General features: G+C 65.1%; 13 protein-coding genes. 11 read left to right on the plus strand and 2 right to left on the minus strand.

The annotated features are described in order from the left end of the window. Window positions 1-6: 6 nt before the first annotated feature. The 9 genes from CAPI_RS02270 (at window position 7) to secA (ending at window position 10,655) form a co-directional block, all read left to right on the plus strand. Window positions 7-354, plus strand: coding sequence for a hypothetical protein (locus tag CAPI_RS02270; RefSeq protein ID WP_018017660.1), 348 nt, complete (start codon window positions 7-9; stop codon window positions 352-354). Between the two features lie 111 nt (window positions 355-465). Beyond that, a complete protein-coding gene (gene ahcY / locus CAPI_RS02275) occupies window positions 466-1,917 on the plus strand; it encodes an adenosylhomocysteinase (protein ID WP_018017661.1) in 1,452 nt (483 codons plus the stop codon). Between the two features lie 73 nt (window positions 1,918-1,990). Further along, the gene (locus CAPI_RS02280; RefSeq protein WP_018017662.1) at window positions 1,991-2,596 is read left to right on the plus strand and encodes a dTMP kinase; all 606 of its coding nucleotides are present in this window, start codon (window positions 1,991-1,993) and stop codon (window positions 2,594-2,596) included. 57 nt (window positions 2,597-2,653) lie between these two features. Beyond that, on the plus strand, window positions 2,654-3,289 hold the full coding sequence (gene mtrA, locus CAPI_RS02285) for an MtrAB system response regulator MtrA (protein WP_051059725.1): 636 nt from the start codon (window positions 2,654-2,656) through the stop codon (window positions 3,287-3,289). Between the two features lie 112 nt (window positions 3,290-3,401). Further along, window positions 3,402-4,898, plus strand: a complete 1,497-nt coding sequence (gene mtrB / locus CAPI_RS02290; protein ID WP_083893933.1) for an MtrAB system histidine kinase MtrB — start codon at window positions 3,402-3,404, stop codon at window positions 4,896-4,898. After that, on the plus strand, window positions 4,888-6,609 hold the full coding sequence (locus CAPI_RS02295; RefSeq protein ID WP_018017665.1) for an LpqB family beta-propeller domain-containing protein: 1,722 nt from the start codon (window positions 4,888-4,890) through the stop codon (window positions 6,607-6,609). The genes mtrB and CAPI_RS02295 overlap by 11 nt, the downstream gene beginning before the upstream one ends. A gap of 5 nt (window positions 6,610-6,614) precedes the next feature. Next, window positions 6,615-7,232, plus strand: a complete 618-nt coding sequence (locus CAPI_RS02300; protein ID WP_018017666.1) for a ComF family protein — start codon at window positions 6,615-6,617, stop codon at window positions 7,230-7,232. Between the two features lie 83 nt (window positions 7,233-7,315). Next, complete coding sequence (hpf, locus tag CAPI_RS02305) at window positions 7,316-7,981, plus strand: ribosome hibernation-promoting factor, HPF/YfiA family (protein WP_018017667.1); 666 nt, start codon at window positions 7,316-7,318, stop codon at window positions 7,979-7,981. Window positions 7,982-8,129: 148 nt separating this feature from the next. Further along, window positions 8,130-10,655: a preprotein translocase subunit SecA gene (gene secA, locus CAPI_RS02310; protein WP_018017668.1), complete on the plus strand. Its 2,526-nt coding sequence runs from the start codon at window positions 8,130-8,132 to the stop codon at window positions 10,653-10,655. Here secA and CAPI_RS02315 read toward each other — a convergent pair. Then, window positions 10,652-11,035, minus strand: coding sequence for a hypothetical protein (locus CAPI_RS02315; protein ID WP_018017669.1), 384 nt, complete (start codon window positions 11,033-11,035; stop codon window positions 10,652-10,654). The genes secA and CAPI_RS02315 overlap by 4 nt on opposite strands. 148 nt (window positions 11,036-11,183) lie before the next feature. Here CAPI_RS02315 and CAPI_RS02320 point away from each other — a divergent pair, with 148 nt between their 5' ends. Both CAPI_RS02320 and CAPI_RS02325 read left to right on the plus strand, forming a co-directional pair. After that, window positions 11,184-11,597, plus strand: coding sequence for an HAD-IA family hydrolase (locus CAPI_RS02320; protein WP_018017670.1), 414 nt, complete (start codon window positions 11,184-11,186; stop codon window positions 11,595-11,597). After that, window positions 11,597-12,094 (plus strand): DUF6912 family protein, encoded by a 498-nt coding sequence (locus tag CAPI_RS02325; protein ID WP_018017671.1) that lies wholly within the window; start codon window positions 11,597-11,599, stop codon window positions 12,092-12,094. The genes CAPI_RS02320 and CAPI_RS02325 overlap by 1 nt, the downstream gene beginning before the upstream one ends. On the opposite strand, the gene rsgA is transcribed toward CAPI_RS02325, so the two are convergent. Beyond that, window positions 12,068-13,093 carry a ribosome small subunit-dependent GTPase A gene (rsgA, locus tag CAPI_RS02330; protein WP_018017672.1) on the minus strand — a complete coding sequence of 342 codons (1,026 nt, stop codon included), beginning with the start codon at window positions 13,091-13,093 and terminating at the stop codon, window positions 12,068-12,070. The genes CAPI_RS02325 and rsgA overlap by 27 nt on opposite strands. Between the last annotated feature and the right edge of the window lie 5 nt (window positions 13,094-13,098).

The raw sequence follows: 13,098 nt of genomic DNA on the forward strand, positions 1-13,098 counted from the left end.
GAGCCCATGTCTACGTGGGATGCGGAAGTTTTTGCCGCCGAGGCAAACACAGATTTTCTCGACGAGCTTTCGGAGCTCGAACTCGACGAGGTAGTAGAAGCGGTGCGCGATGCGGTCCTCCTCGCCAGAGGCAGCGCGTCGGCGGAGGAGTTGCAGAACGGTTTGGCCGCCGCGACGATCGCGGCGATTTGGGCCGGCGCCCCGTTCAGCGCCGGCGAGGTGGCCGACTCCTACGAATTCATCCGGGGCGGCGTCGTCGACGTCGATGAGGAGCTCGCTCAGGCTGCCTCGGCGATCCTGGAAAGCGCCGACACGGAGGAGGACATCGACCCGTTTATCGAGGCTCTTTCCTAAAGAGGCGACCAAGGACCTGCTGCCCAGTGTCAGCGGTGTTGTCGTGTGGCTGCACTACAGTAGTTGCGGTACACGAGGTACCGGATGAGCGAGTTGGGAGATAAAGGGCCTATGAGTGACGCGACCGGCGCGTTTGATTACAAGATCGCCGACATCACCTTGCACGAGGCTGGCCGCCGTCAAATTGAGCTGGCCGAACACGAGATGCCGGGGTTGATGCACCTGCGACGTGAATACGCGCAGGAGCAGCCACTCGCCGGGGCGCGTATCGCGGGCTCCATCCACATGACGATCCAAACGGCGGTGCTGATTGAAACCCTCACCGCTCTCGGGGCGGAGGTGCGCTGGGCGTCGTGCAACATCTTCTCCACGGAGGACCCGGCGGCGGCTGCTGTTGTCGTCGGCAAGCATGGCTCGGTAGAAAACCCGCAGGGTGTCCCCGTCTTCGCGTGGAAGGGCGAAACCCTGGATGAGTACTGGTGGTGCCTGAACCAGGTCTTTTCCTGGGGGGAGGGGGTCTACCCGAACATGATCCTCGACGACGGCGGGGACGCAACCTTGGCTGTCATTAAGGGCGCGGAGTTCGAGCGGGCAGGTGCGGTCCCCGATGCGCAACCGGGTGATTCCGACGAGCAGGTCGCGTTCCACGCCATGCTGCGTGAGGTCCTCGCCGCGACACCCGGCAAATGGGGCGCAACCGCGGAGTCGGTGAAGGGCGTGACGGAGGAGACGACGACGGGCGTGCACCGCCTCTACCACTTCGCCCGGGAGGGCGTGCTGCCGTTCCCCGCGATGAATGTCAACGACGCGGTGACCAAGTCCAAGTTCGACAATCGATACGGCACGAGGCACTCCGTCATCGACGGCATTAACCGTGCCACCGACGTCCTCATCGGCGGTAAGAGGGCGCTGGTGTGTGGTTACGGCGATGTCGGCAAGGGAGTGGCCGAGGCGCTCGACGGGCAGGGGGCCATCGTCTCCGTCACCGAGGCCGACCCCATCAACGCGCTCCAGGCGCTCATGGATGGATACCGGGTGGTCACGGTTGAGGAGGCGATCGCCGACGCCGACATCGTCATCACGGCGACGGGGAACCTAGGCATCATCACCTTCGAGCACATGATGCGGATGAAGAACCACGCGATCCTGGGCAACATTGGCCACTTTGACAACGAGATTGACATGCATTCGCTCACGCACCGCGACGACGTCCAGCGAACGACGGTCAAGTCCCAGGTGGATCTGTTCACTCTTCCCTCGGGTAACTCGATCATCGTCCTGTCCGAGGGGCGGTTGCTCAACCTCGGCAACGCGACGGGGCACCCGTCCTTCGTCATGTCCAATTCCTTCGCGGACCAGACGATCGCGCAAATCGAGTTGTTCACCAACGGCGCCAACTACGACAACGACGTCTACCGGTTGCCCAAGATTCTCGACGAGAAGGTGGCCCGCATCCACGTCGAAGCGCTCGGCGGCGAGCTTACGACGCTGACGAAAGAGCAGGCGGAGTACATCGGCGTCGACGTTGCCGGCCCCTTCAAGCCGGAGCACTACCGCTACTAGCGCTATCAGGGCTATCAGGGCCGACACAGGAGCGAGTTTTTAGCGCGTCAGGACGCGCGCGAGGAGGCATCCCATGATCATCGCGGTCGAGGGCATCGACGGAGCCGGCAAGAACACCCTAGTCAGGGCCGTGGCGGAGCGGCTCGCGGCGGAGACGCTGGCCTTCCCCCGTTACGAAGTCTCTGCCCCCGCCCAGCTGGCGCGCGCCGCGCTCAACGGGATGATGGGCGACCTCGCGGATTCGGCGTACGGCATGGCCTCGCTTTTCGCGCTCGACAGGGCGGGGGCCAAGTCGCTTCTCGACGCGTACGTCGATGCCCCCGACACCCTCCTCATCCTCGACAGGTACGTGGCCTCCAACGCGGCGTACACCTCAGCCCGCACTGGGGACGATGCGGCAGTGAGGTGGGTTGCCGAGCTGGAGTTTTCCACCCTCGGTCTTCCCACGCCCGATCTCCAGATCCTCGTGGACACACCCCCGGAGCAGGCCCGGGAGCGTGCGCAGCGTCGAGAAGCAAGTGATGCCTCGCGCGCCCGCGACCGCTACGAGCGAGACCTCGATCTGCAGGAGGCGACCTACCGCGCCTACGCGGAGCTGGCGGAGGCGCAGTGGGTTAGCCCGTGGGTGCGGGCGGCGGACGCGCAGACTATTATCCAAGCAGTTCAAGCCGTGAAGTAAGGAGAATCGACGGTGCCGAAGATCCTGGTCGTAGACGACGATCCTGCAATCAACGAGATGCTCACCATCGTCCTCGAGGCTGAGGGGTTCGACGCCTTGCCGGTGACGGACGGCGCCGAGGCCGTGCGGGCGTTTCGCAGCTACGGCCCGGACCTGATTCTGCTTGACCTGATGCTGCCGGGCATGAATGGTGTGGACATCTGCAAGGAAATCCGCAAGGAGTCCTCCGTGCCGATTGTCATGCTAACGGCGAAGACGGACACGGTAGACGTCGTCCTCGGTCTTGAGTCGGGGGCGGACGACTACATCACCAAGCCGTTCAAGCCCAAAGAGCTCGTAGCGCGCATCCGCGCGCGGCTCCGTCGCACGGAAACGGCGCCGGCGGAGGTTCTCACAATCGGGGACCTGACCATTGACGTCCCGCAGCACATGGTCACGCGCGGCAACACGGAAATCGCCCTGACCCCCCTGGAGTTTGACCTGCTGCTCGAAATGGCGCGCAAACCCCATCAGGCACACACCCGCGAAGAGTTGCTCGAGACGGTGTGGGGTTACCGCAACGCCTCGGACACCCGTCTGGTCAACGTGCATATCCAGCGCTTGCGCTCGAAGATCGAGCACGACCCGGAGAACCCCGAAATCATCCTCACCGTGCGCGGGGTGGGGTACAAGACCGGTAAGACGGGGGTGTAAGCCTCTGAAGAGCATCTCCCTGCGTCGCGCGCGCGACGCAGTGTCCGAGTCGTGGCGCACCTCCCTTCAAGTGCGGTTCGTGGGAACCGTGCTGATCGTGTCCGCGATCGTGATGCTCGTGTTGGGGTTCGCGCTTGCCTCCGTGGTGACGCAGCGGATCACCGCGACCAAGATCGACCTGGCCACGAGCGAGATCGACCGCGCGCGCTCGGTGCTCGAAGAACAAATCAACTCCTCGGGTACGTCCGGCTCCACCCAAACCCGCCTCAACTCGGCCCGCACGGCCTTGACACAGAGATCGCAGCAGAATGCGGACGCGATCGCGGGGTACGAGCCCGTCCTTGTGGTGTACGGGGCCGACGGCCAGCAGATGGTGTCGCCCGAGGGCTACTCCATTCCGGAGCGCCTCCAGTCTGTCGTTGCCGAGCAAAACGTGGCTTACCAGTTCACCTCCGTCGCTCGAAGCGGTGGCTCCTCCTTCAACGCGCTCATTGTGGGCACGCCCACGAACGCCGACATTCCTGGCCTGCAGCTCTACCTTGTCATGGACATGGAGAGCGAGTCCGCCACGCTCGCGCTGATGCAGGGCCTGCTTGCCACGGCGTCCCTTGTGGTGGTGGTGTTGCTGGTGGGCATCGCGTGGCTCGCGTCGCAGCAGATCGTGGCCCCGGTGCGGTCGGCGTCGAGAACCGCGGAGCGTTTCGCGGCGGGCCACCTTCGCGAGCGGATGCCCGTGGACGGTGAGGACGAGATGGCCGTGCTGGCGATGTCGTTTAACAACATGGCGGATAAGATCTCTCGTCAGATCAACCAGCTTGAGGAATACGGTGACCTGCAGCGCCAGTTCACGTCCGACGTGTCCCATGAGCTGCGCACCCCCCTGACCACGGTCCGCATGGCCGCGGACATGATCGCGGCGGATGAGGACTCCTTCGAGCCGTACACCAAGCGCGCATCCCAGCTCATGACCCGCGAGCTCGATCGCTTCGAGGAGCTGCTCGGCGACCTGCTGGAGATTTCGCGGCACGACGCGGGGGTGGCGGACCTAGCGGCGTCGGCAATTGATGTCCGCGCCCCCATCATGTCGGCCTGGGAGCAGACGCGATACCTGGCGTCAGAGGTCGGGGTCGAGGTCTCCTTCGACCTGCCGGAAGAGCCCGTCCCGATCGAAGGCGACGCGCGACGGATCGAGCGCATCGTGCGCAACCTCCTGGCCAACGCCATCGACCACTCCGAGGGCAAGCCTGTCGCGGTCGCGATTGCGCAGAACGCCGAGGCGGTGGCGATCACGGTGACGGACCACGGTGTCGGGTTGAAGCCGGGCCAAGAGGACCTGGTGTTCAATCGGTTCTGGCGCGCGGACAAGGCTCGCAAGCGGCATTCCGGCGGCACCGGGCTGGGCCTTGCCATTGCGCGCGAAGATGCGCAGCTCCACCGAGGCACGCTCGACGCGGCCGGAACCCCCAACGTTGGGTCCCAGTTTCGCCTCGTTCTGCCCCGGGACCCGCTTGCTGGGTACACCACCGCGCCGGTCGCGTTGCAGCCCCCGCGCCCGGGGAGCCCCGAGGCGCTGAACCAGCCGGAGGAGGACTACACCGATGCAACCTAGAGACGGGTTGAAGCGCGCCTGCGCGATTCTGCTGTCGGCGGCGACTGCGTGGGCCGTGTCGTCCTGCGCGGCACTACCTTCCAACACCGACCCGCACGTGGTGCGCAGCTACGAACCGCGGGATGCCACCGAGCCCGTCGCGTCCCCCCGCCCGGGTTCGGAGCCTGATTTGTTGCTGCGGGATTTCTTCTCCGCCTCGGCGTTGCGCACGACGAACTTCGAGGCAGCGCGCGGCTTCCTCACCTCCGCCGCGGCCGAGGTGTGGCAACCGTCAGAGACGACCATCGTGGTTGACCGCCTGAACCTCAACACCCTTTCCGGTGGGTCGGGTGAGCGCCGCAGCTTTAGCGTCCAGGGCGACGTCATCGGCGAGCTCCAGCCGAGCGGGATCTTCTTGCCCAACCGCGCTCTTTACGACGCAACCATGGAACTCGAGCAGGTTAATGGGGAATGGCGCATCTCCTCTTTGCCCAACGGCGTGATCATCGAGCGTGCCGAGCTGCGCAACAACTATCAGCCGTACAACGTCTACTTCCTCGACGCCGCCAACTCCCAGCTCGTCGCCGACCGCCGGTGGGTGTACGGCGACCGCGAATCGCTCGCCGGGGAGTTGCTCAGCATGCTGGTCAGTGGCCCCGCAACCCGCCTCCGGCCGGCCGTGCGCTACAACCTCCCCGCGGGGGCGGCCTACGTGGGCTTCGAAGGTGGGGAGTACCGCTTTACCGGTTTTAGCTCCATGGGGGAGGACGACCGCCTGCAGTTCGCCGCCCAAGTGGTGTGGACGCTCAACAACGCGGGCATGACTGGCCCAGTGACAATCACCGCCGACGGCGACCCGCTCGTGTCGTGGGTCGACGAGTTCACCACCGCGGACTTCGCCAACCTCGACCCGCTGCAGGGACAAACGGCGGGCGCCCCGACCTATTCGCTCGCTAATGGCGGTCTCTTCGAAGTGAGCGGGGGCCAGGCTCAGGCTGTGTCGGGCGCGGTGGGCAAGGCGGACAACATCGCGTCGGCGGACATCGCGCGAGGCGGCAGCGTCGCCCTCGTCGTTGGATCCGAGGGTGACCAGCGTTTCGAGCTCGGTTCCCTTGAGGCCGAGCCCAGCGAGGTCACCCGGGCGGACAACTTCACCCGACCCACATTTGAAAGCGACGGTGCCGCCGCATGGGTTGTCGCGGACGGGCGACGCGTCATCCGCGCCGTGCGCTCTCCGGCGACAGGAGAAGTGAGCACGAGCGACATCACGTTCGACATGCCTGATGGCATCGACGGGACAGTGTCCGTACTGCGTTTGTCTCGGACCGGGGCGAGGGTTGTCATGGTCATCGACGGGCGTTTGTTTACGGGTGTGGTGCAACAGGGCAGCTCCGGACAGCGTTCCATCGTCAACGTGCTGGAATACGCTCCGGACCTTGGTGGCACCGTTATCGCGGCAGATTGGAATCCCGACGGGTCCCTGCTCGTGGGCACGAACAGTGCGGTCGCACCCGTACTGAGGGTAGAGCAGGACGGGTCGTTTACCACGACGCTGTCCAGCGGAAACCTGGCGGCGCCGGTGGTTGCGGTGGCGTCTACCTCCGAAACATATTACGTTACGGACGCTAACGCGGCCCTGCAGCGGCCGGTGTCGGGGGCCCCCGACGACCCCAACTGGCGCGAGGTTGCCGGCTTGCAGGGAGTGCGCTCGCTGCTCATCGTGGCAAGGTAAGAAGCATGGAGGCGGGGGTTGGCGAGCTACTGTTTCCCCGCCACTGCGCGGGGTGCAAAGCCGCGGGGGCCGTGCTGTGTGCGCGCTGCCGGGAGGAGTTAGCCACTCCTCCCGCGCGCGTGTTTCCTGGCACCAACCCGCACGTTCCCGTCTTTGCCTTCGGTCCGTATGCGGGGGCGCATCGGGGGGTGGTTCTGGCCATGAAGGAAAAGCGCAACCTCGCGGTGCGCCGCCACGTCGGGGCGGTGCTTGCGGCGGGTCTGGATTACCTGGAGGCGCGGGGCGAGCTTCCCCCCGGCGCGGGGCTTGTGCCCGCACCGACGCGCGCGGCCTCGGCACGGGCCCGGGGCGGCGACCCGGTTGAGGCGGTGTGCCGGGCGACGTTGCGGCCGACGTACTCCGTGCTCAGCCTCGACGACCGCGTGGCCGACCAGGCCCAGCTTGGTGCGGAGCAGCGGCGGGCAAACCTCTCGGGCGCGGTGCGGATACGCGGGGTGCCGACACGCTGCGTCGTGGTCGTCGACGATGTCGTTACTACGGGGGCGACGTTGCAGGCGAGCGTCGAGAAGCTTCTTGCCTCTGGGGGAGAAGTGGCGGCTTGCGTGGCCCTGTGCGCGGCCTGAGGAAGGGTCAATCCGCCCCTATTGGTTATGACCACTTGTATAGTGGAGGTGGACCGATTTCCACTAGTCGAGGGAGGAAGCAGATGACCTCTGCAGAGAATAACGACGTCCTGAGCCCCGCCGCTCAGGTGACCATCACTGGCCGAAACGTCGAGGTCCCCGAGCACTTCCAAGAGCGCGTGAACGCGAAGCTGGCGAAGATTGAAAAGCTCGACCCCACCCTAACTTTCTTTCACGTTGAGCTGCAGCATGAGCCGAACCCCCGCCGGGAAGCGCAGGCGCAGCGCCTGCAAATCACCGCAACCGGTAAGGGACACCTCGCCCGCGCTGAGGCGAAGGAGGATAGCTTCTACGCCGCGTTGGAATCAGCCGTAGGCAAGTTGGAACGCTCCCTGCGCAAGGTGAAGGTGCGCCGCGAGATCTCGCGCTCCGGGCACCGCGCGCCGAAGTCGACCGGCCAGGTGGCGGCCGAGCTGGAAGCGGAGGCGCGGGAGGCGCGTTCGACATCGGCCGGAGATTTTGAGGTCGATCCGTTCGCGGGCCAGTTCGACGACCTACAGCCCGGGCAGATCGTGCGCCGCAAGGAGCACCCTGCCACCCCGATGAGTGTCGACGACGCCCTGTCCGAGATGGAGCTGGTGGGCCACGATTTCTACCTCTTTATCGACGAGGAGACCTCGCGCCCATCGGTGGTGTACCGTCGGCACGCGTTTGACTACGGTCTGATCTCTTTGGCCGACGGCGAGTAAGCCCGTCGCTTTCACAGGAACTCCAACGGTCGCCCGGCGTGCGTCGGGCGGCCGTTGCCTGCGTACAATGACCGGTTGATAGTGACTAGCGCTGGTCCACTGCCGGCTAGTACTCGTTGAATTGGACCGAACGAAGGACGAAACTCACGTGTTTGGACTGTCGAAGCTGCTTCGCGCCGGAGAAGGTCGCACCGTCAAGCGTCTGGGGAAGATCGCAGACCAGGTGCTGGAGCTCGAGGACGAATACGCGGCCTTGAGCGACGCGGAGCTCAAGGCGAAAACGGCGGAGTTTATACAGCAGCTCGATGAGGGGGCACATCCGGACGATCTGCTTATCGACGCCTTCGCCACCGCCCGCGAGGCAGCGTGGCGAGTGCTCGGCCAGAAGCACTACCGCGTTCAGATTATGGGTGCCGCTGCTTTACACTTCGGGTCCGTCGCGGAGATGAAGACGGGCGAGGGCAAGACGCTGACGTCGGTCCTTCCCGCGTACCTCAACGGGTTGACGGGCAAGGGCGTGCACATCGTCACGGTCAACGACTACTTGGCAAAGCGCGACGCCGAAATGATGGGCCGCGTGCACCACTTCCTCGGCCTCGACGTCGGAGTCATCCTCTCGGAGATGCGCCCGCCGGAGCGAAAGAAGGCCTACGCAGCCGCGATCACGTACGGTACGAACAACGAGTTCGGCTTTGACTACCTGCGCGACAACATGGCTCGCTCGACCGAGGAGATGGTGCAGCGCGGGCACAATTACGCCATCGTGGACGAGGTTGACTCCATTCTTATCGACGAGGCGCGCACCCCGCTTATTATCTCGGGCCCCGTTGACGGTTCGAGCCAGTTCTTCACCGTTTTCGCCCAGCTCGCGCCGCGGATGCGGGAGGGCATTCACTACGAGGTGGACAAGCGCAAGCGCACGGTCGGCGTGAGCGAAGAGGGCGTTGAGTTCGTCGAAGACCAGCTCGGCATCGACAACCTGTACGCCTCGGAACACTCTCCGTTGGTGAGCTACCTCAACAACGCCCTGAAGGCGAAGGAGCTGTTCGAGCGCGACAAGGACTACATCATCCGCCAGGGTGAGGTCCTCATCGTCGACTCTTTCACGGGCCGTGTTCTGCCTGGCCGCCGGTACAACGAGGGAATGCACCAGGCGATCGAGGCGAAAGAAAACGTCGAAATCAAAAACGAGAACCAGACGCTGGCCACCGTCACGCTGCAAAACTACTTCCGCCTTTACGAGAAGTTAGCGGGCATGACCGGCACGGCCGAGACCGAGGCCGCGGAGCTGCACCAGATCTATGGCCTCGATGTCGTGGCTATCCCGCCGAACAAGCCGAACCAGCGCACCGACCGTGAGGACCTGGTGTACAAGACCCAAGAGGCGAAGTTCGCCGCCGTTGCGGACGATATTGCAGAGCACGTGGCCAACGGCCAGCCGGTGTTGGTGGGCACGACCTCCGTGGAGCGTTCGGAATACCTCTCCCAGCTGCTCACGCGCAAGGGTGTCAAGCACAACGTCCTCAACGCGAAGCACCACGAAGAAGAGGGTCGTATCATCGCCGAGGCGGGCTTGCCGGGCAAGGTCACCGTGTCCACCAACATGGCGGGCCGCGGCACCGACATCGTCCTCGGCGGCAACCCCGAAGTGTTGCTTGACGCTCGCCTGAAAGAGCAGGGGCTCGACCCCTTCGAAGACGAGGAGCGGTACCAACAGGCGTGGGACGAGCAGCTGCCGAAGGCGAAGGAGCGCTCGAAGGAACTGGGCGATCAAGTCCGGGACAGCGGTGGCCTCTACGTCCTGGGTACGGAGCGCCACGAGTCGCGTCGCATCGACAACCAGCTGCGCGGACGATCCGGGCGTCAGGGGGACCCCGGGGAAACCCGCTTCTATCTGTCCATGCGCGATGACCTCATGGTTCGTTTTGTGGGCCAGACCATGGAAAACATGATGAACCGGCTCAACGTCCCCGACGATGTACCCATCGAGGCGAAGATGGTGTCCAACGCGATCAAGGGTGCGCAGACGCAGGTGGAGAACCAGAACTTCGAAATGCGCAAGAACGTGCTCAAGTACGACGAGGTGCTCAACGAGCAGCGCAAGGTGGTCTACCGCGAGCGCCAGGAGATCCTTGACGCGAAAGACATCAAGGACCAGATCCGCCGCATGATCGCCGATACCGTCGGGGCCTACGTCGACGGTGCCACCAGCGAGGGCTACGTCGAGGACTGGGACTTAGACGAGCTGTCCTCCGCGCTCGATTCGCTCTACGGCCCGTCGGTGACACCGCAGGAACTTGTCGACGGCGATACGTACGGCCGGCCCGGCGAAATCTCCGCGGGCCAGCTGCGCCAAGCGTTCATCGACGACGCGTTGGAGCAGTATGACACGCTCGAAGCAAAGGTCGTCGAGGTTGGCGGTGAGCAGCAGATGCGCACCGTCGAGCGGATGGTGATTTTGCCGATCATCGACACGAAGTGGCGCGAGCACCTCTATGAGATGGACTACCTCAAGGAGGGCATCGGCTTGCGTGCGATGGCGCAGCGCGATCCCCTGGTCGAATACCAGAAAGAGGGCGGAGACATGTTCCGCGCGATGAACGAGGCGATCCAGGAGGAGACGGTGCGGCAGCTCTTCTTGGTGCGCAAGCAGTTTGAGCAGCAGCCCGCTTAAAGCACTTTGAAGGACACGAGTTTCCCGTCCTTGATGCGGGCGGCGTAGCCGAAGCGGCGAGTACCGGCTTGAACGGAGCCGAAGATCTCCCCGCTCTCGCGCGCGTGGCACGTCAGGACACGTACGGGTTCTTTGGCTGACGGGCGGGAGGCGCGGCGGCGCGCGCTCACGTGGCTGCGTACCCCCATTCCGTAGAGCTCGCCGTCGAGGGTTGCGGCCTCCCGCAGTCCGAATGACGCCTCCAGCGCGGCCCGAACGAGGGGGGACACCCGAGGCGCGCGGTGCACGGGGCGGGGCCGGCGAGGCGGGGCTGCGACCTCCGGGGCGAGCCTAGGCACCACGACCTTCAGGTGGGTGCAACCGGGAACGGGGTAGTACACGACTCCTCTTTCTCTGAATGCGGCGAGATGCGGGCAGCGAGCCAACAAGCCGGAGGGCGGGGTAGGTAGTATTGTGGCACGATTGCAGGCTGCGCCCCCTTCCGTCGGCGCACACTTTAGTAGGCACGAGAAAGGGAGTCGACAGCGCATGCAGGCACTGATCATTGACTACGCGGGGGTCCTCGACCTCGACCCGGAAGAGCGCCAGCGCTGGAGCAACCTCATTCAGGCGGTGAAGCAGCAGGGTATTTCGACGGCCATTTTGTCCAATGCGTCGGGCGAGGGGGAGGAAGCCGAGCAGATTCGCGAGTGGGAGTTCCGGGGCGATGTCGATGCCGTGGTTCTGTCCGGAGAAGCGGGGGTGGAAAAGCCGGACCGCGCAGCTTTCCAAGCCGCGGCGGATGCCGTGGCCGCCCCGCTGGCGGAGTGCGTCGTTATCGACGATGACATTTTTAACGTTCGCGCCGCCGTCGAGTTCGGAATGGTCGGCATCCTGCACACCGCGTTCGAACGCACCGCAGTGGAAATCCAGTCCCTGTTTGATATCGAGGGCGAGTTCTAGTGCGGGTGTACGTCCCTGCCACCTTCAGCATGCTCGTCTCCCTGGGGGACAGCGGGGTGCTCCACGCACGAAACGGCTGGGCCTTCGCCGTCACGCCCGAGCTGGAGGCTTTCTTCACCGACGGAGACACCGAGGAGCTCGAGGCCATTGCGTTCGACGAGGCGTCGCGCACCTCTATCCGCCTGCTCACGGCCGGTGGGGAGGAGGATTTTCCGTACCGCCGCGCGGTCGTCTCTGCGGATGTCGAGGAAGCGGTAGGTCACCCGGACATGGGGGAGGCCGTCGTCAAGCTCGCTGGGCCCATCGCTCTTGACGACGTCGCCGCGATCCACGTCGATGTCGCCGAGGCCGAGGATGCGACGAGGCGGGCGATTGACAACATCGACGCGGCCGAGCTTGGAGATGAGGACGCGGAGCTGGCGGTCGGTGATGCGCAGGACAACTACATGGCCTTCTACGACCCGAGCGAGCTAGCGCTCGTCCTCGAGATGCTTTAGCTCCCACTCGTTGTTGCTGCTCAGCGACTCGAGGAGGATGCGGACGGCGCGGGCGCGGCGCCCGGTCGCTGAGTCTGGGTCGAGCCGGTCCCACGCGCACTCTGGGTCGGCCGGTGGCCCGAGGTGGGTGCAGCCCCGTGGGCAGTCCTCGGCAGCATCTTCGAGGTCGGGGAAGGCCTGCACAACCTCGGCGGTCGACACGTGGGCAAGACCGAAGGAGCGGATCCCGGGGGTGTCAATGACCCAGCCGCCGCCTGGAATGGCGAAAGCGACCGACTGCGTCGAGGTGTGGCGCCCCTTGCCGACGCCAGATACCTCGCCTGTCTCCCGGTTCGCGTCTGGAACTAGCCTGTTGACCAGCGTCGACTTGCCCACCCCAGAGTGCCCGATGAGCGCGCTCAGCCGGCCGCGGATCGTGTCTTCCAGGCCCTCGATGCGGTCGTCGATACCGACGTCGAGGACCTCGGCGTCGAGGTCGGCGAGCTCCGCGCGGAAGACCGCCGTGTCGGCTAGGTCGGACTTGGTCAGGCACACGACGGGCGTCACCCCACCTGCGAAGGCGGCGATGAGGGCGCGTTCTACAAAGCCGGTGCGGGGCGGGGGGTCAGCCACGGCGACAACGATGAGAAGCAGCTCGGCATTAGCCACGAGGATGCGCTCGTAGGGGTCCGTGTCGTCGGCGGTGCGCCGCAAGACGGACGTGCGTTCCTCGCGCTTGACGATGCGCGCCAGCGTGCCCTCCCGCCCCGAGGTGTCCCCGACAACCCCGACGCGGTCGCCGACCTCGACGGATACGCGTTTGAGCTCGCGGGCCCGCATGCAGGGGACGACGGTTCCCGGGCCGTCGAGAACAACCCCCCACCTGCCGCGGTCTTTAGTGATCACCATTCCCGGCAGCGCGTCTTCGTGGCTGGGGCGGTCCTTGCTCCGCGGGCGCGAACCCTTACCGGGGCGGACGCGAACATCGGATTCGTCGTAGTCACTAAACCGCCGCGCCACGCGTC

The organism is Corynebacterium capitovis DSM 44611 (genome assembly GCF_030440535.1).
In the GTDB taxonomy this organism is placed as follows: domain Bacteria; phylum Actinomycetota; class Actinomycetes; order Mycobacteriales; family Mycobacteriaceae; genus Corynebacterium; species Corynebacterium capitovis.

Coding starts and splice junctions, on each gene's coding strand:
- mtrB (WP_083893933.1), top strand. CDS start 3,402: ATGCTCGTGTTGGGGTTCGCGCTTGCCTCCGTGGTGACGCAGCGGATC.
- CAPI_RS02300 (WP_018017666.1), top strand. CDS start 6,615: ATGGAGGCGGGGGTTGGCGAGCTACTGTTTCCCCGCCACTGCGCGGGG.
- ahcY (WP_018017661.1), top strand. CDS start 466: ATGAGTGACGCGACCGGCGCGTTTGATTACAAGATCGCCGACATCACC.
- CAPI_RS02295 (WP_018017665.1), top strand. CDS start 4,888: ATGCAACCTAGAGACGGGTTGAAGCGCGCCTGCGCGATTCTGCTGTCG.
- mtrA (WP_051059725.1), top strand. CDS start 2,654: ATGCTCACCATCGTCCTCGAGGCTGAGGGGTTCGACGCCTTGCCGGTG.
- CAPI_RS02280 (WP_018017662.1), top strand. CDS start 1,991: ATGATCATCGCGGTCGAGGGCATCGACGGAGCCGGCAAGAACACCCTA.
- hpf (WP_018017667.1), top strand. CDS start 7,316: ATGACCTCTGCAGAGAATAACGACGTCCTGAGCCCCGCCGCTCAGGTG.
- CAPI_RS02320 (WP_018017670.1), top strand. CDS start 11,184: ATGCAGGCACTGATCATTGACTACGCGGGGGTCCTCGACCTCGACCCG.
- CAPI_RS02270 (WP_018017660.1), top strand. CDS start 7: ATGTCTACGTGGGATGCGGAAGTTTTTGCCGCCGAGGCAAACACAGAT.